Genomic DNA, 24,749 nt, shown 5'->3' with positions numbered 1-24,749 from the left:
AAAGAGATTGATGATATTATCTTAAGAGATTCTATTTGAAGAGATCTTATTTAAAGAGATTGAAGATTTCCTTCACCACTGGCTTCACCTCGTTGTTGCGGTCGATGAGCAGTGGATAGTTGGTTCTGCCAGGGATAGGCCAGCCATTCAACCAAGAGTGACCATCGTTGACACCCCAGAAGGTAACACGACTGATGACATCCTTGTGACGCTCTACAATCTTGAAGAGATCGAGATAACGCTGGTTGAAGAGCTTCTGCGCCTTCTTGTCAAGTCCCTTCACGTATGGATTGTACTTCTTCTGAAGTTCAAACTTCTGACTGATTTCCGCACCGCCGAATCCTTCCGGATTAGGAAGCATGTTCATATCCAGCTCAGTCAGCATCACCTTGACACCTTCACCTGCAAAAGCCTCGATGCTCTTCTCATACTCAGCATAATCAGGATAATCAAAACCATTGTGGCTCTGCATACCTACAGCATCGATACGGAGACCCTTCGCCTTCAAATCGCGAACCAGCTTGCAGATAGCCTCTCGCTTAGCTGGCTTCGAAGTAGAATAATCATTATAGTAAAGCTCTACGTTAGGGTCAGCCTCATGCGCAAAGCGGAAAGCCAGTTCGATGAACTCCGGACCGATAATCTTATAATATAGAGACTTGCGGTAAGAGCCATCATCCTCAAAAGCCTCGTTCACTACGTCCCATCCCTTTACTCTACCTTTATAATGAGTAACCACATTCATGATGTGATTATACATTCTGCCGATGAGCACTTCACGGCTTACCAGATTACCCTTATCATCGGTAAACATCCACTTAGGTGGCTGAGAGTGCCAAACCAGGCAATGACCTATCAAGGTCTTGCCGTTCTTCTCTGCCCAGTCAGCCAACTTATCGCCATCGGTGAAATCAAAGCGATTCACCTCAGGATGATTCTTCTCACCCTTCATGCAGTTTTCGGCAACCACCTGGTTGAATTGCTTCTTCACCACCTCTTCGGCAGCAGGATCCTGTCCGTCTGGCAGGAAAGTATTCACGGCAGCTCCCACCAGGAAGTACTTGCCCATGGTTTCCTGGAATGTAGGAATCTCGGTAGCGTTATTCGCCTTTTGGGCAAATGCTGTAGAAGCAAGCATCAAGCCCAATGCAAAAGTCGAAATTTTCTTCATGTCTAATTTATATTTTTCTCAATTTTAAATGTTACTTTTCCTGTTTGTGTCGAGCCTCAATCTTCTTGTTGATATCATCGATAACCGCATCTGTCAACTCATACTTCGAGATGATGAAGATGGCGAGCAGCAACAAGGCAGCAGGAATGACACATACCAACCAGAGAATACCCTCCTGAGCCTCAGGAGTCTGCTCCACGGTCTTCGGATTGTAAGCCACGTAAGCAAGGATGGCTGGAGCCACCACACTACCCAAAGTCATACCCGCCTTGAAGAAGATGCCCGTCAAGGCATTCACGATACCTGCTATACGCTTGCCACTCTTATACTCTCCATAAGAGATAACCTCAGGAACAAGAGCCCACATATAACCCGTAGCTACAATAACACCCGTTGACTTAACAAACTGGGCGATATAGACGAGCATCATACTTGGCTGCTCCATCTTTGCTACCAGATAAAGGAATGCCATACCCACGATGGCGATGCCCAGGAATACATAGAACATGTTCTTCTTGCCGATTGCCTTCTTGATCATAGGCACCAGTGGCATGAAGATGAACGACGGTGCCGAACCCAAACCCATGAAGATGGAAAGCTGCTCGGAGGTTCCGTGAAGGTTGCTGTTCATGAAGTAAGCTCCTGCCGCATTGCCGATTGACATCATGGCAAAGGCGGTGATAAAGAAGAAGGCAATGATACGCAAAGGACGGTTGTGGAAAAACTCCATCCAAAGGTCGCTTATCTTCACTTTGGCACTCTCCTCGGCATTCATTACCACACGCTCCTTACACTGCGAGAAACAGAAGAGGAGCAACATCAAACCAATGACGGCATAGATGGTCATGGTGGTAAACCAAGCCACTGGATCCTTAGGCAAACCATCCGACTGCTGGTCGGTAAAGTATGCAATGAGCAATGGAAGACCTGAACCTACAGCCAAACCGCCACAGTTTGCCATAAACATACGAACTGACGTCAACACCGTGATTTCATCGGTATCACGTGTCAGCGATGAGTTCAAGGCTCCATAAGGTACATTGATAAATGTATAGAGCAATGTCATGGCAATGTATGTGATATAGGCATAGAGCAGGGATGGTGCAAAGCCATTCCAGAAGCAGAGGATGGCAAAGCCCGAAAGTGGGATTCCTACGAATACCAGATAAGAGCGATACTTACCCAACTTAGGATTATGCTTGTCGATAAGGGCTCCTACAATAGGATCCCAAATCACATTTGCAACATTTCCTACCGTAAACATCACGGAAACGTCTACTGCATCGAGTCCATAGATGTCGGTATAGAAGAACAACAGGTACATACATGTTGTCTGAAAGATGAGGTTTTGTGCCAAGTCACCAGAACCAAATCCAATGCGCTGTAACCAGCTCAATTTACAGAATCCCTGAGATTCCTTAGATGTCTGTTCCATATTTTTATTATTTTTATTTCAATTTATCTGCAGCAAACTTACCCATTGCTTCATATCCTTTTGGATTAAGATGCAACCAATCATCCGAATAATCGGGTTTTAGGCGTTGTGGGTCTTGCGGATCACGTGTCAACTCATCAAAATCAATGATTTCATCGAAGAAACCACCCTTTCTTATCCACTCATTAACAGTTTGTCGTATCGCCTCATGCCAAAAAGAATACCAACTGTTTCCCTTTGTAGGAGTTATAGTTGCACCATACACTTTGATACCCCTTGCTTTTGCTTTATTTATTAGTACTTTATAACAAGCAATCAAAGTATCTGCAATTTGCTCGTAATTTTTACTACTACAACCAATGTCATTGGTTCCCTCAAAAATGATGAGTTTATCTACACCTGCTTGCCCTAATATATCACGATCGAAGCGCTTCATTGCAGGTTCACTCAGTCCCCCTTCTACCACACAGTTGCCTCCGATTCCCAAATTCAAAACTCCGTATGGTCTCTCTTTGTTCAATGCATCCGACAAGAAATCTGTCCAACGGTTCTGATGGTTAGTTGTACTTCCCCTACCATCCGTAATCGAATTGCCAAGAATTGCTACCACTGGGGTGGACTGTTCTGTCATTACATCTATGGCTGAAAGATTATACCAGTGTTCCACCTCCTCGCCATCATCAAAACTCTTATCCATCGGTTTAGGAGTGCGATGCAAACCGTTTACTATATAAGATGTGGTACGTGAACCCCGATGGGATGTTGCATTCACTGGAGTCTGCTTGCCATAGTCGATGGTAATCGTGAGGCGCTGTCCACTCTTCAAGGCATATTTCAAATCATCTGAAAAGATAGCCTTGCCAGGAGCAATGGTTACATTCTTCTTGCCATTAAACTTGAGATATTTCACGGTCTTACCATTCACAAACCAGTTGCTGTCCTTATCGGTATCTGCAATATACACCGATTTGATTTCTACCGGCTCCTTACTCTGTTCATTGCTGAGCTTCACTCTGAGTTCCTCTCCGCCAAAAGATACATGAACTACTTGTCGGCAAGAGCGGTTACTCAAACTCTCCTTAGGCATGTCACCCTTTCCCGTCCACTCTACTGCTGTTGCCCAAGAACCTTTCCATACATTCTGTGCAAATGTCATCTGATGCTGTGCTGCGAGCAAGAGTGCCAAAGAAAAACACTTTATTGTCTGCTTTATCATTGTTACTATGTTTTGGGTCTGTTACTATGTTTTGGTTCTATTTTGCTGTTGACGCTGCAAATGTAGCAAAAACTATTGAAACTACATACAATTAATGGTTGCCTAATCATTTCTATTTGTTTCATGGTACAAAAAAAATAAAGAAACAAAAGTGAACGAAACATTTTATCTCGTTTTCATTTGTTGCTTTCATGCTTTTTTGTTACTTTTGCAACGTCAACAACCTAAAAAGCAAGCAACAAACAGAAACTTATGAAATATACGAAACATTGCCTCACGGCATTTATGGCTATCATCATCTCGCTCATGGTATGGGCAGACAGTGGTGAACTTTTCACATCGGGCAAACTGTCAAGTTCGCTCATCAACTGCATTGTGCAGGATAAATACGGATATATCTGGGTGGGAACCGAATACGGACTCAGCAAGTTTGACGGCTACCGCTTTACCAACTATCTGCACAACGAAGAAGACACAACCTCCATTACCGACAACATTATCTCCGACCTGCTGGTAGATAAGAAAGGTAACCTGTGGATAGGTTGTGCCAAGGGACTGATGCGCTATAATTATGAGACGAACGATTTCGCCCGTCTCCAGTTTCCTGATGGCAGAAAGCCACGTATCTATTCTATGGTAGAAAGTCACAATGGCGATATCCTGCTGGGTACAGCAGGATATGGTCTCTATTCTGTAAAAGGCAGAAATACCCAGAAAGGAACAGACAACCTTTTCACCGTCAGACAGGAAAGGCAATACGCTGAGCGCGATTCTGATGTATTCTTTACCCATATCTACGAAGATAAGCATCATTATCTCTGGCAGAGTAGCCACCTTTCTATCTTCACCCGTTTCATCAAGAAACAAGGCAAGGTGCAGCGCAAAGACTTCAAATCGCCATGCGGAGCACCTGTGGCTTTCATCCAGCATCGCCCGCAGACCATGCTCATCGTCTGTATGTATGGCATCGTCTATTATGATTACCGGACAGGCCGCATCGCTGATGCCGGCTACGACTTTGGCAGTTATCAGAATAATGTAACCATCAACAATGCTACCTTCGACCACGAAGGCAACCTCTATATCAGCACCTCTGAACATGGTGTTCTCATGATCAGAAAGGGAAGCAACAGGGTAGAACAGTTGGAGAACAGCAACAGCAGTTTCAATCTGGCTACCGCCTTCGTCAACGATATCATCGAAGATAAGGACAACAATCTTTGGATAGGCTGTTACAAGAAAGGTCTGTACCTGATCAACCAGCGCCAGCAGGCTTTCAACAGCTGGAGTTTCTCTGCACAGAACTACATCATCGGCAGCAGCGTTTCATCTATTGCACAAGGCGAAAATGGTGAAACATGGTGTACGGTACAGAACAGTGGTGTGTTCTGTTTTGATGCTTCAGGCAAGATTATCGCCCATCCCCAGTCACCTGCCGGTACTTGCATCATCTATAAAGACCGACGTGGCGATTACTGGATCAGCAATGGTAGCGCACTCTACAGCTACAACCCTCATACAGGTACATACCAGCAGAAACTCACCTTTACCAGCGCCGGCATCTACTGTATGACCGACGATGCACAGGGCAACCTTTACATTTCTGTATACAGCAAAGGCCTATATATATATAATGTGGAAAGCGGCAAGGTTACCGCTCTGAATATGCAGCAAAGAGGCGATAAAGGATTTCTCTGCAACGACTGGGTGCGAAGCATGGCGCTCGACCATACAGGCCATTTATGGATAGGAACCTCTAATGGAGTTTCCTGTCTCAATACCAAAACGCTCAGTTTCAAGGATTTCGGATGGCACAACATTCTGAAAGACAGACAGGCGAATGGTATCTGCGAAGGAAAGAACGGCGATATTATCATCGGTACGGAAGAAGGACTCTATCTGTTTGACAGAAAGAGCAATAAGATTTCAGACTTCCCTCATGCGGAAGCGTTGAAAGGCAAGCAGGTCTGCAGCATCATCAAAGACCAAAAGGGTGACTTGTGGGTAAGTACAACCATGGGCATCTGGCAGTATGAACAGAAGAACAGACAGTTTATCGGGCACATCAACGGCAACGGACTTACTACCCGTGAGTACGTGCTGGGCTCTTCCATGCATACCGCCAGCGATCTTATCGCCTTCGGAACCAGTGACGGTATTACAACCTTCTATCCTGACGTTGTCAGGGCCAAGAAGATGGAATTGGGAGATGTACATCTCACCAACTTCATCATCGACGGAAAGCCAATCAACTGTATGGTCAAAGACTTCAACATTCCTTACTCCCAGAATTCATTCACTCTGGAGTTCTCGCTGCTCAACTACAGGAGCACCGATAATATCAGTTTCCAATATCGCATCAACGACGGCAAATGGAACAGCACCAATGAAGGAGCCAATGCCGTAGCATTCAACAAGTTGAAACCGGGCGACTATACGCTGGAAGTAAGAGCAACCAGCAATGGCAGATATTCCAAGAATCCTACCATCATCAACATCAAGGTATGCGACCCTTGGTATGCATCACCCGAGGCATATCTCCTCTATCTCCTGATCATAGCAAGTGTCATCCTGTATGTCATCTACACATACGAGCGCCACCGCAAGGCAGACCTGGAAGAGACCAAGATGCAGTTCCTCATCAATGCCACTCACGACATCCGCTCGCCGCTGACATTAATCATGGGGCCGCTCAACAAGCTGAAAGCAAGATTAACAGATGCAGAAAGCAAACAGGATATCGATACCATCGACCGCAATGCCCAGCGCCTCCTGCTTCTGGTAAACCAGATACTTGATGAGCGAAAGATAGACAAGAACCAGATGCATCTCCATTGCCAGGAGACTCCGCTCAAGGATTTCCTGCATGGCATCATATCGCTCTACCGCTTCAATGCACAGGAGCGCAACATCACCCTTGAGCTCAAAGAAGACGAAAGCCTCAGCAGCGATAAAGGCAAGCTGAAGGTTTGGATAGACCGCATCAACTTTGACAAGGTTATCTCCAACCTGCTCTCCAATGCCATGAAGTATACCTTTGATGGCGGCGAAATTACCATTATCATAGGTAAAGACGAAAAGAATGCCATCATCAGGGTAGAAGATACAGGCATCGGACTGAAAGAAGAGAAGACCGACCGGCTCTTCGAACGTTTCTACCAGGGGAAAAACAGCAGCGGACTCCATATCGAAGGAACAGGTATCGGTCTAAACCTCAGTCGAGCAATTACTCAGATGCATGGAGGAACAATCAGGGCATATAACCGTACTGATGGAATCAAGGGAGCTTGCCTTGAAATCCGTATTCCTTTAGGAAAAGAGCACTTGAAACCAGAGGAAATACAGATGGATGAAGAAAAAATAAATGCAACAGAAAACTGCAAGAAGAAACAAGCCAGCAAGAATTTCAACATACTCATAGTAGATGATGACGAAGAAATTGCTCAATATATTCAAGCAGAACTGAGCGAATGGTATCATTTCGGCTATGCTCCAAACGGAAAAGAAGGACTGAAACTTCTTTTCACTGGGAAATATGATTTGGTTATCAGTGATGTCATGATGCCTGTAATGGATGGTATCACCATGCTCAAAAACATCAAGGGGAACTCGAATATAAGCGACATTCCAGTGATTCTACTCACTTCTAAAAGCGAAGTAGATTTCAGACTGGAAGGCTTGAAAAAAGGCGCAGATGCTTTTCTCGCCAAGCCTTTCAACATGGAAGAACTACATATTCTCATAGACAATCTTGTGGATAATGTCCGCAGACTACGAGGTAAATACACAGGAGCCATGGGACAAAAAGAGAAAATAGAAAAAATAGAGGTTAAGGGAAACAACGATGCATTGATGGAACGAATCATGAAGTGCATCAACGAAAATCTTACGGACCCAGACTTCAATGTCGAGAAATTAACAGAAAAGGCTGGTATCAGTCGTGCACAACTACATCGGAAAATGAAAGAAATTGCGGGTGTTTCTACCGGTGAATTCATTAGAAATCTAAGATTGGAGCAAGCCGCCCGCCTTATTGAAGAAGACAAGATCAACTTCACACAAGTGGCATACTCTGTAGGTTTCAACAACCAGACCCACTTCTCGACTATCTTCAAAAAACACTTCGGCATGTCACCATCTGAATATGCTGAAACAAAAAGAAATGAAAAATAAGCGGTTACACATAACAGATAAGGTATTTTTTCGTATTTTTGCAGCAAACTTATTAAACTTCAACAATATTAAAAAGTAGTTGCAAATATGAAGAAATACCTTATTTTATCACTTGCATTTGCGTTTGCTCTAACAACAAAAGCCCAGATTTTTCTCCAGAAAACAAGCGACGGCTCTATGCTTTGGTTAAACAAACAATGCTACAACACCTGTTTGGTAAAAGGAATGACTGACAAGGATGCAACCCTTTCCATTGCCAAAGACGAACTCACCAAATACTACAAGGGCAAAGAAGTAAGCATCAGAATTGACCCACTTCTCAACCTTGGCGAAGGCTATATGCTGACAGATTCCAGTATCATAGCCAGCAGTTCCATTGGTATTCTCTATGGTGCCTATGATTTACTACGCCTACAAGAGACTGGCAATCTCTCTCATCTTTCCAAGACAGAAAAACCTGCCGTAAACTTGCGAATACTCAACCATTGGGATAATCTTGATGGCAGCATTGAGCGCGGCTATGCAGGAAAAAGTATTTGGAAATGGGATGAAATCATATTAGATAAAACCGGTGAATTCAAGAATATCAGTAAGGACTTACGTAACCGCCTCATCACCTATGCCCGCTCCAATGCATCCATCGGCATCAATGGCGCAGTACTTAACAATGTGAATGCTTCGCCCCAAATGATGACTTCGGAATACCTTCATAAAGTAAAAGTTATCGCAGATATTTTCCGTCCATACGGCATTCGGGTATATCTCAGTATCAACTTCGCCTCACCGATGGCTCTTGGTTACACGAAGACAGCCGATCCATTAGATATGAAAGTACAACTGTGGTGGAAAAAGAAAGCCAAGGAAATCTATGCATCTATTCCTGATTTCGGTGGTTTTCTCGTTAAAGCCAATTCAGAGGGACAACCAGGGCCAGGCGACTATCACAGAAGCCATGCCGATGGCGCCAATATGCTTGCTGATGCACTGAAACCATTTGGTGGCATCGTGATGTGGAGAAGTTTTGTATATGGCGCCAATCACAAGGGAGAAGACAGAGTAAAACAAGCTGTAAGCGAATTCAAATATCAAGATGGAAAATTTCGCGACAACGTCATCCTGCAATCAAAAAATGGTCCGCTTGACTTTCAACCTCGTGAACCATACGCACCCATCTTCGACAATATCCACCAAACTCCTCAGATTGCGGAGTTGCAGATTACCCAGGAATATCTCGGGCAGTCCAAGCATCTTGTTTACCTGGCACCTATGTGGAAGGAGTTCTTCCGCTTTGTCAGTCCAGACAAGTTAAAGGGTATTGCAGGCGTTTCTAATATAGGAGACAATGCCAATTGGTGCGGTCATCCTTTCTCTCAAGCCAACTGGTATGCCTTTGGACGTTTGGCATGGAATCCATCGATTTCATCGGAAGAAATCGCCCACGAATGGCTGATACAGACCTACGAATGTAAGGATGAAAGATTCACAAAACCAGTAGAAATGATGATGCTTACATCACGAGAAGCCTGTGTCAACTACATGATGCCACTCGGCTTGCACCACATATTCAAATTCGACCATCACTATGGACCAGAACCTGATGGTTTCAAGGCCGAATATCCTCTGGAATGGTGCCCAGTATATTATCATCAGGCAGATAGCAACGGAATCGGTTTCAACCGTTCATCTGACGGAACTGATGCAGTAGGACAATACCCTGAGCCATACCGTAGTCTCTATGACAATCTTGCAACTTGCCCAGAAGAATATCTACTATGGTTTCACCATGTACCCTGGAACTATCGGATGAAATCAGGAAGTACATTATGGGAAGAACTCTGCATGAGATACAATATGGGAGTGAGCATGGTGGAAACTTACCGTGATTATTGGCATACAAGTACAAAGGAATATATGAAAGATCACATCACAGAATGGGAAATGACTGATTCCCTACTGAATGTACAACTTGCCAGTGCCAAGGAATGGCGTGATGTATGCCTCAAATATTTCCAAACCTTTTCTAAAATGAATATTGATGAATAAGAATCAAGACATCATCATGTTTCTTCTACCGTAGACAAGTAATTAAAGAGAAAATTCATGAAAATCTGTCGTAATCTCACTTTTTTATCGAGATTACGACAGATTTCTCGTTTAAAAGTTGTCGTAATCTCGTATTTTTTATAACTTTGCGACAGGTTTCACTAATATGAGATAAATATGAAGGAGAATATTATAGGCAGAGAACAAGAGATTGAAAAGCTTGAAAACTATATTTCAAGCCGCAAATCAGAATTTGTAGCCATCTATGGCAGACGACGTGTAGGCAAGACTTTTCTGGTAAAAGAACTGTTCGAAAACCGATTTACATTCCGCATCACAGGCAAAGACAATGTAACAACCAAGGAGCAGCTTGCGAGTTTCAGTTTTGCACTTAACGACCAGTTAGGCATAGAAACAGATGCAGTTAATTGGCCGGAAGCATTCCGGCTTCTCCAAAAAGCATTGGAAAAGATGCCAGAAGGAACAAAAATCATCTTCTTCGATGAACTTCCTTGGTTCGACACGTATGCCTCCCACTTCATCAGCGCCCTGGAACATTTCTGGAACGACTGGGCATCCTACCGAAGCGACATCAAACTGATAGCCTGTGGAAGTGCTACCACCTGGATGCTCAATCAGGTTATTAATTCACGCGGAGGGCTCCATAATCGCATCACTCACAACATTCTGTTATCTCCCTTCAAGCTGCATGAGGTAGAAGAGTATTTCAAAGCACAGGGGTTTTATTATGAACGCCCGGAAATCATCGAGTGCTATATGGCGATGGGCGGTGTAGCATATTACCTGTCTCTTTTCGAAAACAACAAAAGTGTGGCACAGAATATCCAGCAACTTTGCTTTACACGTGGCGGCGAACTCACCGAAGAGTTTGACCGCCTGTTCAGTTCGCTCTTCAAGAAAGCCGACAATCATCTTGCCATAGTTACAGCCCTAAAGAACAAAGGCAAAGGAATGACCCGACAAGACCTGCTGGACGCTACAGGACTTGCTAACAACGGAAGGTTCAGCCAGATACTTAAAGAACTTGAGCAATGTGATTTCATCCGCAGTTATACTCCTTTCGGCAAGTCGAAGAAAGACATGATGTATCAGCTGATAGATCCTTATTGCCTGTTTTATTTCAAATTCATGCACAACAAAGGTTCATTCCTCGACAACTATTGGGTCAAGATGCAAACCACTGCAGAGTATGAATCATGGTGCGGTCATGCCTTTGAAATCGTATGCCTTCACCATATCAATGAAATTATCAAAGCTTTAGGCATAGACGGCAGCATCAACACCCCTTGTTCATGGTCTTACCGACCTACCGCCAAAGTTATGGCAGATGAAGAGGCAGACGAAGATCTGAAACGAGGAACCCAGATAGATCTGCTGATAGATCGCTCGGACAAATCTATCTCTATCTGCGAGATGAAATTTTGCAATGGAGAATATGAAATCAGTAAGGCATACGATGCCCATCTGGCACACCGTCTGAAGATTTTCAAGAAAGTGACGAAGACAACGAAAACGCTCATTCCTACATTTGTCACACCACATGGTCTATATAATAATATGTATGCAAGAAAAATCAACAGACAGGTAACTGGAGACGACTTATTTTGAAAAAAGTGGGATTTCCAATCAAAACTCCTTAGGAAAATGTGGGATTTACCCTAAAACTCCTTAGGAAAATGTGATGATTTAACAGAAAAGTCCTTAGGAAAATGTGATAAATATGCTTAAAAGTCCTTAGGAAAATGTGATTTTCATTGCGTAATTCACTGTTTATTAGTATCTTTGCCAAAACATAATTTTTAGCGTATGGAAAGACTACTTATATCCCAATTGTTAAAATGGAAAAACAGTCACGGAAGGAAGCCACTGATATTGGAAGGTGCAAGACAGGTTGGCAAGACTTGGCTACTGAAAGAATTTGGGCGCAAGTACTTCAAAGACGTATGTTACATCAACTTCGAACAGAGTGATGTACTCGAAGAGATATTTGCCAGCGACTTATCGCCACAACGCATTATAGAACAGCTCTCCATCTATAATGGTAAGATGATAATACCCGAGGAAACGCTTATTATCTTCGATGAAGTACAGGAAATGCCAAGAGCACTCACCTCTTTGAAGTATTTCTGCGAAGAAGCACCAGGGTATGCTATCTGCTGCGCAGGCTCATTGCGAGGCATAGCCCTGCACGAAGGCACATCCTTCCCTGTAGGAAAGACTGATTTCCTGCATCTATATCCCATGTCCTTTAAAGAGTTCCTGATAGCAAACGAAGAGAACATGCTGGTAGACTATATCGATAAAGGAAACAGAAACCTGGGGGCATTCGAGGCTCGCCTTACAGATTATCTGAAAAAATACATGATAATAGGAGGTATGCCAGCTGTTGTTACAGAGTGGCTGGACAGCAAAGACTACAACAAGGTGAACCGCATCCAGCAGGAACTGATAGCAGCCTACCAGAAAGACTTCTCCAAGCATGCGCCAAAGAATATGGTCGAGAAAATCCGTTATGTATGGAACAGCATCCCTTCGCAACTGGCGAAGGAAAACAAGAAGTTTGTCTATGGACTGGTGAGAGAGGGAGCCAGAGCACGGGAATATGAGGATGCCATCATGTGGCTCTCTGATGCAGGTGAAATCATCAGAACCAACAATGTCAGCAAGCCCGACATCCCGATTTCAGCCTATGCAGAACTCAAATCATTTAAGGTATTCTTACTGGATGTAGGTCTGTTGAGGGCAATGAGCAAGATTTCGCCGAAAGTAATATTAGAAGGAAGCAGAATCTTCGAAGAGTTTAAGGGAGCGTTGACAGAACAGTATGTCTGTCAGGAACTTCAGAACTTTGCAGAAACTCTGGAAACCAATTATTATTGGTCTTCCTCAGCCACTGCAGAGGTCGACTTCCTTATTTCTGATGGTTTAGATGTATATCCACTAGAAGCAAAGGCAGGAGTAACCATGAATGCCAAAAGTTTGAAACTATATCGGGAAAAATATTCCCCCAAATGGTCGGTTCGCACCAGTCTCTTGCCATACGAGAGAAACAACAGTTCGAAAACCATCAACATCCCCCTCTATATGCTCTTTGTTCTAGACAAAGAATTAAAGACAGAAAGTTAGTATTTCAGAGAAAGCCGCAAATCAGAATTTGAAAACATTTCTGGAACGACTGGGCGTCATACCGCAGCGACATCAAACTGATAGCCTGCGGAAGTGCTACCACCTGGATGCTCAATCAGGTTATTAATTCACGCAGAGGGCTCCATAATCGCATCACTCACAACCCCTCATGGCCTATATAATAATATGTATGCAAGAAAGATCAACAGACAGGTTACAGGAGACGACTTATTTTGAAAAATGCGTCTTCCGCAGTAGAAAAGAAAAAGCAAAAAAGGAAAAAGGTGTATCCTGAATGCCCGATACTGATGGTAATTGCCTTTTTGTTAAACTATTCAAAATAAAGTTCTTAATCTTTGTATAATCCAATAGAAAACCGTACATTTGCATAGAATAGTAATCGTCATTACGGTAATGGCGGTTACGATAATAATATTAAAAATGAGATATGAAGTTTTATGATAGAACAAAAGAACTGGCACTCTTTGCTGACATCTATACAAAGAGCCAGCAAGAAGCACAGATGACGGTACTGGTAGGAAGACGCCGTATCGGCAAAACCGAGTTAGCACTAAGATGTGGACATGAAGGTTCTCTTCTATATTTCTTTGTGGCAAGAAAGTCTGAAAATATGCTATGCCAAGATTTCAAGGAAGAGGCAGAACGCAAATTAGATATGCCATTAGGCAATTATTCGTCATTCGCCGAGCTGTTTCACCAACTCCTCTTTATCTCCCAAAGCCATCCGTTTACACTGGTTATCGACGAGTTTCAGGATTGGCTACGTATCAATCCATCCATCTTTAGCGAGATGCAGAGAGAATGGGATTTGGCAAAAAGTAAGAGTAAGATGAATCTCATTATCAGTGGTTCTATCTACTCACTGATGCACCGCATCTTTGAAGATAGTAAAGAGCCATTGTTCTCTCGTGCCAATCGTATCATCAATCTACGAGCTTTCGATACAGATGTGCTCAAAGAGATTTTACATGACTTCAATCCTAACTATACAGCAAGCGACTTGCTTACTCTCTATACGCTGAGCAATGGGGTTGCATGGTATGTCAATCTCTTCATGAGCAATGGAAAGACAACCTCTCAGAAAATGCTCAATATGCAGACTGAAGAAAACTCGCCTTTCATCAACGAAGGAAAGAATATCTTGATAGAGGAATTTGGTACGGATTATGCCAATTATTTCTCCATACTCTCTTGTATCGCCTGTGGTGAGGTAACTCGTGCCCAGATTGAGGCTTTGACAGGAATCAAGGAAGTGGGTGGATATCTGGAACGTTTGAAATCTCACTACAATCTGATAGAACGCCATGTCCCGATCTTCTCCAAGCCAAAGAGCAAGAGTGTAAGATATATCCTGAGTGACAATTTTCTCATCTTCTGGTTTCGCTTCTTCTATAAATACCAGAATTTCATAGAGAGTGGCGCATTGAATCAATTGCATCGTATCATTATGCGTGATATATCCACGGTAGAGGGTTTTATGCTTGAACGCTATTTCCGCCAGAAACTGAGCGAAAGCCAACAATACACCCAGATAGGTCAGTTTTGGGATAGAAAGGGAGGAAATGAGATAGATATCGTTGCAATAAATGAAATAGATGGAATTATTGACATCTATGAGGTAAAAAAGGATAAATTCCGTTATGACGAAAGTCTCTTGAAACAGAAGGTGGACTATATGCTCCAAGTATATCCTGAATTAAAGAAACTGGAAATTCGTCTGGGCTGCTTATCATTGGAAGATATGTAATATCCTCTATATATTAAAAGAAAAAAGGTGTATCCTGAATGCCCGATGAGGAGCAAGAAGGATACACCTTATTATATTATAGTTCTTTTATTTCCTTTTCTGTCAAACCGATAATTAAAGCTATCTGCTCTATGCTCAATCCGTTATCCAGCATTTTGCGGGCGATATTGTTTTTCTCTTCAGCCCTACCTTCTTCCATACCTTCCAATCACCCCATTCTTCCAATGGAGATTTAGCCACCTTGTTGAATTCGCGCGGCTGGTAGGCACACCTTTTTAGTATAATAAATCTAAAAATTTTTGGTTAGAACTCTACTTTCGCATATCTTTGCACTTAAAAAAAGTGGCACATGTGCCATGAATTTTAAGTAGAGGCATCTATTCGAGCAGTCCTTAGGAAGCAAGTAAGCACTGGGAGGGCAGGTTTGTTACCTGCCCAATAGCAAGAATGCCCTATAACCATAAAGCTACGATTGTACAACAATATATCCATTATCCCATTCCTTAACATCCACATATCGCTTGAGGCACTTGGAAGTACAGAATCGGATATTACTATTGCCATATCGAAAAGAAGTCATATCTCCGTTGGTAGAGAGCAACGCTTCTGATGAATTTTTCTTGTCGTCCACATCTACCTCCTTGTTTTAATGATTCACTTATCCTTCTGTTGCAAAAAATCCTTTTATAATGCTTGATAATAAATAGTATCTTCTGCATTTGACGGTTTGTATATACCAGCATCTGCGAACAGTCCTTCAAAGCATAAATCTTCGTTTAATTCAGGCCAATGAATACCATATCTACTCAATACGAAAGCCTTACGCTGAGCAGGTGTGGCGTTAGCAAGACGGTTCCAACGACTGAAAGGATAGTTAGCCTTCCAGCCATTTTGGGTTTCTGCCCAAATATGGGCATCGTCAACCCAAACGCGATTTACTCTATATTGCTCCATAATATCTTATTTTTGATTAAAATACTCTTTCCATCTATCTATAATGACCGCCTCATTCTCAGAAATAATAGATTCTATCAAAGCAATATCATGTTTTTTGAATCCATGATTATAAATCTGGGTTAGAGGAGATACATTGTATTTTGTTTCATTTCCATCCTTGATAACATGGACATGAATTGGTTCATGATCATTAGAATAAAACATGAATCTGAATCCGAAAAATATAAATATTGTTGGCATCGTTTCTTTTTTTGCAAAGATACGCTTTTCTTCTGAAAGATGCAAGGATTTTTTGGAAAATGTTTGAGGGTGAGGAAGATAAAAAGAAATAAAGAACCCGGGGTCATCACCAGCATCGAATAATCTGGGAGAGGGCCTTACCGGGACTGCGCTGCAAAGATAATAATAAATATGGAATATACCAAAGATTTTTTTGAAAAATTATTCTCCACGATAAAAGCCATTATTGCTCATTTCCTGCCACGATTTTAATTTCTTCTTCCTTCATGATAATCTATTTTTACTGACTTGATTGGTTTGAGAAAAGTCTCAGGATTGATATACAGATTCTTTAATATGGGCAAAAGGTCAATATACTCTTCCGTTTCGCCCAAACCTTCATAATCAGCCATAACAACAATATATCCATTATCCCATTCCTTAACATCCACATATCGCTTGAGACGCTTGGGAGCACGGAATCGGATATTACTATTGCCATATCGAAAAGAAGTCATATCTCCGTTGTTAGAGAGCAACGCTTCTGATGAAAGATTCTTTTTGTCCATATTTACCTCCTTATTTTAAATTATTCAGCATTGTTTATTTTTCATTGCCCTGCGTTCAAAATCACAATTCGTGATTGCGCTTTCTTCAATAAGGCCAAAAAGTCTATAAACTTTTCTTTTGTCCACGTTTCCATTCTATGGCCTGTTCTGTCAACCTGTATTGTTGGCGAGGATGGTTTGGGATATCAGGATATTTACGCTCTATAGCCCCTTCGTCGAGGGCTGGCAAAATATAGGTTGTCCTAAATCTCAGTCGGCTCTTTAATCCACAAGTTTTCATCATTTCCCCTGTTGATAAATAATCTTCAGAAACAGCTAGAATTAAATCTTTAACTTGGTTCGTACTTGGTTCGTACTTGGTTCGTACTTGGTTCAAATTTAATCCCAGTTGCATCCCCACAGGAGTCTTCATCGGATCGGTTACAGGCCGCACGAATGTCACGCAAATGAAGCCACCGTTGATGCTCCACTTCGGTTCTGGAGCATTCTGTGCCTTGCAAGCCTCCATGATACGGAATGCGCCAGACCCCCAACTTTCAAGGAAAGTGGTGCGGTAAAGCACTTCCGCCATGATGGGATTGTATGGATAGGAACTGTGTGACTGTTTGATTGTTTCTGTGTTGAGTTGTGGCGGCAATACACCAGGATTCTCAATCTCTATGCGGTCATCATATATGGCAATACTTGGCGTAAGGTTGTACTTCTCGAACTGCCTATGACAAAGGCAGTTTGTAAGGGCTTCCCTCAACGCTTCGGCTGGCACCTCCATATTTTCCTCACGACGGAAGCCAACAATTTTGCCACTCATGTTCAGGTGTTTCAAGAAGAAAGCCATACCGGCATCAAGCAGTTGGAAGAAATTTCCTTCCACCCTTTGGTTGTCGATGAACTCTATCTTATTGATTCCGCGGAAACGAGCCAAACGCAGCTGCATCTGCGTGTAGCCCCTTAATTTGGTGGAAAACAGGGCGGCAGCAGCGTTATTGGGAACGCCATCGTTCATTAGTTCAAGCTTTCTGAGTACATCCGAAAGAGGCTCTGTCAAAGCTGTGGCTGGCATGCGGTTCTTCTCCACGCCGAGCCGTATAGCTCCCCTGATGAGTTTCTCGTCCATATCATCAATGGTTATGTCATCAGCCGACTGTCTCTCCCAGGCATAATAGTTTGGTTTGTTGGCACGCAGCCGTTCCTCAAACATATTGCGAGGCATCAGCTTCGTGGTACTTTCAACCTTATAATATGGGCTACCATGATAGGTATAAGGTGCCGTTCCCCAAACGAATGCTTCGAAATACATTGCTATGACTTGACAGCCTAGTCTATCGGGCACGTCAATGTATTGAATGTCAATCGAAACTGCAGGTTCGAGACCACTCAACGCTTGGGCTATCTCTCTTTGTGTATTATCCGTAACCTCCTGTCCGAGAATCTTAAGAGACTTAGGGGCTACACCGAACACCAGCCAACCGCCAGCACCATTGAGGAATGCACAGGCAGTGTGCATACCATCCTTCAACTCACCTGTAGTTTTTTTCAACTCCAAATGTACGTTTTCATCGTTGGCTATAAGCCTTTCAAGTTCCTCTATGTTCATAGTCGCCTTTTTGTTTCTTTGTCTTCTTCATTTTCTCCCGAAGAAATGCGTCATACTCACTTACGATGTGTTTCTTGATTCAATCTTCAGCAGGTCAGTCATCTTTTAATGCTATAGGGGTTTAGAGAATCTGATACCATAGTTTTTCTCTACATCTTTCAGGTCTCCTCCATTTTGTACACAATCACGAATCTCCTTCTTAATCTTAATAAGTTTCAGAAGGAAGTTTTCATTTTTCTTTTTGTCCATATTCTACCTCCTTGTTTTAATGATTCAACATTCGTGCTGCAAAGATTATGCCAGCGAGCGCAATGAAAGTTTACTTTCAGCTTGCCGAGTGCAGCTTTTCTTCTGCAAAGATACGCTTTCCTTCTGAAAGATGCAAGGAATTATTGAAAAATGTTTGAGGCTGAAGGAGATAACAAAAAAAGCAAAGAAAAAAGGCTTTTTTGTTGTCACTATCAAAATATTTATGTACTTTTGCAAAAACAAAAAACCCGGGGTCATCACCAGCATCGAATAATCTGGGAGAGGGCCTTACCGGGACTGCGCTGCAAAGATAAGAATAAAAATGGAATATACCAAAGATTTTTTCGAAAAAGTTTTCTCGACAGATAGAATGAAGAAATATTTCTTGCTCTATCCTGGGGATGAAGTAAAGGCAATTAAGCATTATCAATGTAACATAATGCTTTCCGAAGCTATGTACCCATGTCTTTCTGTCTTTGAGGTAGAACTCCGTAATTCCGTAGTTCGGGAACTTGTGGCATTTGCCAAAAGAGAAGATTGGTATGTCGTTTTCTCTACAACTCCAGGCCTGATGGAACTGAATAAATATATAAGCACAGCTAAGAAACAAATTGCTGCACGAGGAGAAGATATAACCACAGCAAAGATTACAGCAGAATTGACCTGGGGCTTTTGGACCTCCCTTTTTAATAGAAACTACGAACGTATCCTTTGGAAAGACTTAAGGAGAGCTTTCCCTTTTGTGAAGAAAGCTAATCGGCAAAGAAAGGTAGTTGCTAGCTTCTTAAACAAATTCCGTCGCTTGCGCAATAGGATAGATCATAATGAAGCTATTTGTTGGAATCTCGATGAAGTTGAGATGATACACGATGAAATGATGAATGTTATGGGATGGATGAATAAGGAGGTACCAACTTGGTTGTCTCAGTTTGACAGATTTAGTTCTGTTAGCTTGGATATACGTAAAATTATGAATTGGTAAAGCCATATCTAAAAACATATCTCCATGATTAGAGAGTATCGCTTCTTCTGCAAAAATTATGCCAGCGAGCGCAATGAGAGTTTACTTTCAGCTTGCCGAGTGCAGCTTTTCTTCTGCAAAGATACGCTTTTCTTCTGAAAGAAGCAAGGAATTATTGAAAAATGCTTGAGGGTGAGAGAGATAAAAAGAATAAAGGTGTATCCTGAATGCTCGATGAGGAGCAATAAGGATACACCTTTTATTAAATTATTCTCCACGATAAAAGCCATTATTGCTCATTTCCGACCATTTCAAGAACATTTCCTGATAGTTGTCTTTTACGAATTCACGAATGATTCACTTATCCTTCTGTTGCAAAAAATCCTTTTATTATGCTTGATAATAAATAGTATCTTCTGCATTTGACGGTTTGTATATACCAGCATCTGCGAACAGTCCTTCAAAGCATAAATCTTCGTTTAATTCAGGCCAATGAATACCATATCTACTCAATACGAAAGCCTTACGCTGGGCAGGAGTGGCGTTAGCAAGACGGTTCCAACGACTGAAAGGATAGTTAGCCTTCCAGCCATTTTGGGTTTCTGCCCAAATATGGGCATCGTCAACCCAAACGCGATTTACTCTATATTGCTCCATAATATCTTATTTTTGATTAAAATACTCTTTCCATCTATCTATAATAACCACCTCATTCTCAGAAATAATAGATTCTATCAAAGCAATATCATGTTTTTTGAATCCATGATTATAAATCTGGGTTAGAGGAGATACATTGTATTTTGTTTCATTTCCATCCTTGATAACATGGACATGAATTGGTTCATGATCATTAGAATAAAACATGAATCTGAATCCGAAAAATATAAATATTGTTGGCATCGTTTCTTTTTTTTGCAAAGATACGCTTTTCTTCTGAAAGCTGCAAAGAAATGACAGGAAAACTTTATGATGGAGAAAGGAGGAAAGAAAAAAGGTGTATCCTGAATGCTCGATGAGGAGCAAAAAGGATACACCTGTATTAATATATGTGATTTAAAAACTTTTCCTTTGGATAAAATTACTCTTCTCTATTGTCTTTGACATCCCACCATACTCTGGTATTTGGGCTGTCTGCACCTTGAATTTTATCAGCAGCTTCGTACTGTGCAGGAGTTGCACTACGGTCCGAAGAACCGTAAGGCATACGATAAGGAACATGATTGATGTTAAGTTCTTTGGAATAAGAACCGGTTACAATAACAGGGAAGTCAAGACGACGCCAATCAGACCAAGCCTCTACACCATCTTCGAAATAGCCGTTGATCCAACGCTGTTTAGCAATCAGCATAATTTTGTTTTCGTCTGTACCCTGGAATTTAACACCATCTTGTGCCAAGTAGTTCTGAAGAACATCGTCAGTGTAAGTAAGACCTTTGGCTGTAAATGAAGCAGCAACAGCCTTTTCATATAAATTCTTTGCATCAGCACTAATCCAACCTCTTACAGCAGCTTCTGCCTCGACTAAAAGAACTCGCGCTGCAGAATACATAGTCAATGGCGCATCCTGTGCCTGCATGGCAGGAGCAAAGTCTGAATTGTCCTTGTTGTAATTAGAGACATCTGCCTGTTTGATTCCTAAAGGAATTCCTTTGTATTCACCATTGGCATTTTTTGTGAAATATACCGCACGACGTGGGTCATTTACAACATTCAAAGAATCAACAAAAGCCTTATTTGGAGCAAAGTCTTTACGAGCACCTGTGACAATGTTTGTATATAATGGATTCTCATTGTCGGTATTGGCATAATACTTATATACAAAATTGTCCGCGTTATCTTCGATGGCACCATCATTATAAGCCTCAACAAACCATTGCTTACCATTTGTAGGATCAACATCCGACAACTTGATGGCTGCAAGCATACGAACTGTAGCGTTCATTTTCTTCCACTTTGCAATATTTCCACCATAAATCTTATCGTATGTAGCGTTCAGATTACTTGAGGCATCCATCTGGTCGTATGCTTCTTTCATATCTGAAATTACGCCTTTGTAGATTTCCTCTTGTGTATCCAACTTAGGTGTCAAGTTAGCCTCACCTTGCAATGCCTCTGAATATGGAATCATACCAAATATATCTGTCATGTGGAGATAGAAATACCCCATCAAGGTACGAGCTACTCCAATCTGATTGGCATTACTACCAAAAGAAGATACGCAAACTTCATTCTTTGTGGCATCATTGGTGTTCATATCAATGATGTTCTTTAAATTTTTCAGTACGTAACGGTACGTGTCCATTGTACTACCTGTAAAGAGGTTCATTGTACCATACTGAACATTCTGACGCTCTGCAATATATTGTGGATAAATCAGATATACTGGGTTGTAATAGGTATCACTTCTATTACTAAAATAGCGCTCGTCATTCCAAATATATGGAGTATGACGGGTTACATTAGAAAATAAATAACTTGTATATGCAGATGTTGGCTTATTAGGATTATCATTGATATTCCCAAAGTCGCCACAACTTACTAATGAAGCTCCAGCAACAAAAGCAAGAGCAGTCTTTAATATAATTGATTTCATATATTTATCCTTTATACGATTAGAAAGTTAAGTTTACAGTGAAGCCCCATGAACGAGTAGAAACAGCCTGACCTTGTTCAAACAAAGTACCATCTGTTTCAGATGGATCTACGTTCTTCACTTTGCTATAAAGCAAGAATGGATCTGTTGCAACAAATGCGATACTTGCGGATTGCAAACCGATATGTAATTGGTTCAAAAGAGTCTTAGGCATATTATATGTCAAAGACAATTCACGCATTTTAATATAACTACCATCATATACGTATGGCTCCCAAAGAGTTGACTTCAATCCCTGGAAGTAAGTGTTGGCTTCTACGTATGTGGTTGCAGGGCTATATGTACCATCTTCATTGGCAACAACACCATCTACTCTTACACCACCATTCTCAGAGATGTCACCACGAATCTCACCACCACGGTCATTGGTACCAGCTGTTGCAGAACCGAGACCAGAACCTTCCAACCACATGTTGGTGACAGAAGCGAACTTTCCACCTACACGGAAATCGCAAGATGCACGCAATGTAAAGTCATATACACGTACGGCAGTAGAGAAACCACCAGTAAGCTTAGGCTGCATATTGCCAATATACTTCTCTGTAGTTTTATCTATCTGAGGCATCAAGTTGCCTGCTTTATTCTTCTTCAAGATAATATCGCCATTCTCATTGGTCTGCCAGCTACGTGTTACATAGAGGGCACCCATTGGTTTGCCAACCTCTGCATAGCTATACAGATAAGAGAAGAATGACATACCATCGAGAGTGTATCTTGTCATACCAGGAGCCAATTCTACCAATTTGTTCTCATTATGAGCAATGTTGGCCTCGATAGTCCATTCATAATTTTTAGTCTTGATAGGCTTACCACCCAGAGATATTTCATAACCACGGTTGCGAATCAAACCTGCATTCATCAATCGAGAAGAATAACCAGAAGCAGGACCTACTGTAGTACTGATAATCTGGTTTTTGGTGTCACGGCTATAGTAGTTGATATCACCCCACAAGCGGTTACCCAAGACGCTGAATTCCGTACCAATCTCATAAGATGTTGTGATAGTTGGCTTGATATTTTTATCAATCAACTGTGGATTACCATACATAGAAGCTGTAGAACCATAACGATATCCAAAGTTGTAAACTGTAGACAAACGATATGGTGTCAAAGCAGAACCTACTTGAGCAAATGATGCACGAAGTTTCCAGTAGTCAAGCCATTTTGCCTGCTTAAACCAGTTGCTGGCTACAGCTGCAACAGAAAGACCACCATAAAGATAGCTATTGTTATCTGTAGGAAGTGTTGAGTTCCAATCGTTACGAAGAGATGCATCTACAAAGTAAGTGTCATCCCAACCCAAAGTTACAGTACCGAAGAGGCTCTGTGCCTTTTCTCGTCTTGTATAAGCCTTGTCATAATCGCCAACTTCATTGGTTGTTGCATCAGTAGAAGCATCATCACCACCAGACAGACCATATGAATTAGTTGTACGGAATAAACCTGGTAACAACAAGCCGTCGCGAGTGAATACATCCATACCCTCATAGTGGTAGTTGCGGTTTTCGATGAAGATGGCAGCCTGAGCAGACAAACGATCATTGATAAACTTGTCATCCCAAGTGATGCGCCCCTGATTATAAACATCGTATGACTTGCGCTGCCACTGCTTATGAATATCAGTTTGTCCTGTCAAACCAGCACGATTATAGAGCTGATAGAAATTATAAAGGTTGGCTGTCGTCTTGAAACCTACTTTGATGTTGTATGGCAAAGAATACTCGATATCACCAGCAAGTACATGGAATTCCCTTGTGTTCGTGTTGTTTATTTCATTGTACACTGCATACGGACTATCGTGGAATGCTGGAGTAAAATCATTATAATCTTTTATATTCCAAGTACGGAAAGTGCCGTCTGGACGAGTATAATTCTTATACTGCTTCAAGTTTACATTGGTTTGTCCCCACTGAAGAAGGTCTGAGTATGGGTTGTTACTTTCGGTACCATAACCTTCAGTTGCAGCATTATGATTCTTCTTATAAGTATATTTATAATCGAAAGAAACACGTAAGTTCTTCAATGGTGTGAAAGCAGTCTTGATATTAGCATATCTACGAATAGCACCACTGTTAGGATTTACGCCTTTTATGTTCATGTTAGACAACGAAATGCGTGAAGAGAAGTCTTTACCAGAACGTTCAAAAGATACATTGGTGTTATCTGCAACACCAGTCTGGAACAAATCATTCATATCAAGATGACTTGTCCAAGTATCTTCCTGACCAAAATATGGACTTGTTTCATCCCATGCAATAGCAGGCAGATACTTGATATTAGAATCAAAACGAGGTCCCCAAGAGCAGTCATCTGCGTAGTCGTAATACTTCTTACCATCAAGTTGTTTGTAGGATTCCGGATCACCTTCTTTCCAATGATAGACATCCAATTCACCATCAGCTCCATATGCACCACCACCATATTCTTTCTGCAATTTTGCGTGATTGTAAGCTGTAGTCCAAGTCAGAGTATTACTGACTAAAGTTTCCCACCCCAAAATAGTAGGGTAAAAATAACAGTTTCTCGATAAAAAGTTGTATCTTTGTAATCGCTAAAGAACAAAAAAACAACGATTTAAAGAGTAACTGTTATGA

Annotated in this window: 20 protein-coding genes; 6 read left to right on the top strand and 14 right to left on the bottom strand. The window is 41.8% G+C overall.

Annotated features, from left to right (window positions below; genetic code table 11):
* Window positions 1-46 precede the first annotated feature (46 nt).
* Genes EXN75_RS12050 through EXN75_RS12040 form a run of 3 tightly spaced genes read right to left on the bottom strand, consistent with a single transcriptional unit; the run spans window position 47 to window position 3,822 of the window.
* A complete protein-coding gene (locus tag EXN75_RS12050; protein WP_134844011.1) occupies window positions 47-1,171 on the bottom strand; it encodes an endo-1,4-beta-xylanase in 1,125 nt (374 codons plus the stop codon).
* Window positions 1,172-1,202: 31 nt separating this feature from the next.
* Window positions 1,203-2,606 (bottom strand): MFS transporter, encoded by a 1,404-nt coding sequence (locus tag EXN75_RS12045; RefSeq protein ID WP_134844010.1) that lies wholly within the window; start codon window positions 2,604-2,606, stop codon window positions 1,203-1,205.
* A gap of 13 nt (window positions 2,607-2,619) precedes the next feature.
* Entirely contained in the window at window positions 2,620-3,822 is a 1,203-nt protein-coding gene (locus tag EXN75_RS12040; RefSeq protein WP_134844009.1) for an SGNH/GDSL hydrolase family protein, read from the bottom strand.
* Between the two features lie 252 nt (window positions 3,823-4,074).
* Here EXN75_RS12040 and EXN75_RS12035 point away from each other — a divergent pair, with 252 nt between their 5' ends.
* The 5 genes from EXN75_RS12035 to EXN75_RS12015 all read left to right on the top strand — a co-directional run bounded on the left by EXN75_RS12035 (window position 4,075) and on the right by EXN75_RS12015 (window position 14,953).
* Entirely contained in the window at window positions 4,075-7,995 is a 3,921-nt protein-coding gene (locus EXN75_RS12035; protein ID WP_134844008.1) for a two-component regulator propeller domain-containing protein, read from the top strand.
* An 87-nt stretch (window positions 7,996-8,082) separates the two neighbouring features.
* A complete protein-coding gene (locus EXN75_RS12030; RefSeq protein WP_134844007.1) occupies window positions 8,083-10,038 on the top strand; it encodes an alpha-glucuronidase in 1,956 nt (651 codons plus the stop codon).
* A 177-nt stretch (window positions 10,039-10,215) separates the two neighbouring features.
* Window positions 10,216-11,667, top strand: coding sequence for an AAA family ATPase (locus tag EXN75_RS12025; RefSeq protein ID WP_134844006.1), 1,452 nt, complete (start codon window positions 10,216-10,218; stop codon window positions 11,665-11,667).
* Between the two features lie 198 nt (window positions 11,668-11,865).
* Window positions 11,866-13,185, top strand: coding sequence for an ATP-binding protein (locus EXN75_RS12020; RefSeq protein ID WP_134844005.1), 1,320 nt, complete (start codon window positions 11,866-11,868; stop codon window positions 13,183-13,185).
* Between the two features lie 448 nt (window positions 13,186-13,633).
* Window positions 13,634-14,953: an ATP-binding protein gene (locus tag EXN75_RS12015; RefSeq protein WP_118116593.1), complete on the top strand. Its 1,320-nt coding sequence runs from the start codon at window positions 13,634-13,636 to the stop codon at window positions 14,951-14,953.
* A 76-nt stretch (window positions 14,954-15,029) separates the two neighbouring features.
* Here the strand turns inward: EXN75_RS12015 and EXN75_RS18515 are convergent, their stop codons facing one another.
* The 7 genes from EXN75_RS18515 to EXN75_RS17745 all read right to left on the bottom strand — a co-directional run bounded on the left by EXN75_RS18515 (window position 15,030) and on the right by EXN75_RS17745 (window position 18,541).
* A complete protein-coding gene (locus tag EXN75_RS18515; protein ID WP_262912595.1) occupies window positions 15,030-15,152 on the bottom strand; it encodes a hypothetical protein in 123 nt (40 codons plus the stop codon).
* A 267-nt stretch (window positions 15,153-15,419) separates the two neighbouring features.
* A complete protein-coding gene (locus EXN75_RS17750) occupies window positions 15,420-15,584 on the bottom strand; it encodes a DUF7724 family protein (RefSeq protein WP_167639509.1) in 165 nt (54 codons plus the stop codon).
* A gap of 53 nt (window positions 15,585-15,637) precedes the next feature.
* Window positions 15,638-15,907: a DUF2442 domain-containing protein gene (locus tag EXN75_RS12010; RefSeq protein WP_134844004.1), complete on the bottom strand. Its 270-nt coding sequence runs from the start codon at window positions 15,905-15,907 to the stop codon at window positions 15,638-15,640.
* Between the two features lie 6 nt (window positions 15,908-15,913).
* Window positions 15,914-16,150: a DUF4160 domain-containing protein gene (locus EXN75_RS12005; RefSeq protein WP_118116583.1), complete on the bottom strand. Its 237-nt coding sequence runs from the start codon at window positions 16,148-16,150 to the stop codon at window positions 15,914-15,916.
* 248 nt (window positions 16,151-16,398) lie between these two features.
* The gene (locus EXN75_RS12000) at window positions 16,399-16,698 is read right to left on the bottom strand and encodes a DUF7724 family protein (RefSeq protein ID WP_134844003.1); all 300 of its coding nucleotides are present in this window, start codon (window positions 16,696-16,698) and stop codon (window positions 16,399-16,401) included.
* 103 nt (window positions 16,699-16,801) lie between these two features.
* Window positions 16,802-18,292, bottom strand: coding sequence for an ATP-binding protein (locus tag EXN75_RS11995; protein ID WP_134844002.1), 1,491 nt, complete (start codon window positions 18,290-18,292; stop codon window positions 16,802-16,804).
* 111 nt (window positions 18,293-18,403) lie between these two features.
* Complete coding sequence (locus EXN75_RS17745; protein ID WP_167639511.1) at window positions 18,404-18,541, bottom strand: hypothetical protein; 138 nt, start codon at window positions 18,539-18,541, stop codon at window positions 18,404-18,406.
* A gap of 322 nt (window positions 18,542-18,863) precedes the next feature.
* On the opposite strand from EXN75_RS17745, the gene EXN75_RS11990 reads away from it, so the two are divergent.
* Window positions 18,864-19,523, top strand: a complete 660-nt coding sequence (locus tag EXN75_RS11990; RefSeq protein WP_118116579.1) for an Abi family protein — start codon at window positions 18,864-18,866, stop codon at window positions 19,521-19,523.
* Window positions 19,524-19,892: 369 nt separating this feature from the next.
* Here the strand turns inward: EXN75_RS11990 and EXN75_RS11985 are convergent, their stop codons facing one another.
* The 4 genes from EXN75_RS11985 to EXN75_RS11970 all read right to left on the bottom strand — a co-directional run bounded on the left by EXN75_RS11985 (window position 19,893) and on the right by EXN75_RS11970 (window position 24,652).
* Window positions 19,893-20,159: a DUF2442 domain-containing protein gene (locus EXN75_RS11985; RefSeq protein ID WP_118116581.1), complete on the bottom strand. Its 267-nt coding sequence runs from the start codon at window positions 20,157-20,159 to the stop codon at window positions 19,893-19,895.
* A 6-nt stretch (window positions 20,160-20,165) separates the two neighbouring features.
* Window positions 20,166-20,402: a DUF4160 domain-containing protein gene (locus EXN75_RS11980; RefSeq protein WP_134844001.1), complete on the bottom strand. Its 237-nt coding sequence runs from the start codon at window positions 20,400-20,402 to the stop codon at window positions 20,166-20,168.
* A 178-nt stretch (window positions 20,403-20,580) separates the two neighbouring features.
* A complete protein-coding gene (locus tag EXN75_RS11975) occupies window positions 20,581-22,095 on the bottom strand; it encodes a SusD/RagB family nutrient-binding outer membrane lipoprotein (protein ID WP_134844000.1) in 1,515 nt (504 codons plus the stop codon).
* 19 nt (window positions 22,096-22,114) lie between these two features.
* Window positions 22,115-24,652 (bottom strand): TonB-dependent receptor domain-containing protein, encoded by a 2,538-nt coding sequence (locus tag EXN75_RS11970; protein ID WP_134843999.1) that lies wholly within the window; start codon window positions 24,650-24,652, stop codon window positions 22,115-22,117.
* Between the last annotated feature and the right edge of the window lie 97 nt (window positions 24,653-24,749).

It is taken from the genome of Segatella hominis, assembly GCF_004535825.1.
Lineage (GTDB): Bacteria > Bacteroidota > Bacteroidia > Bacteroidales > Bacteroidaceae > Prevotella > Prevotella hominis.
Note: the sequence above shows the minus strand (reverse complement) of the source record. Positions and strands in the feature narration are given on the sequence as shown.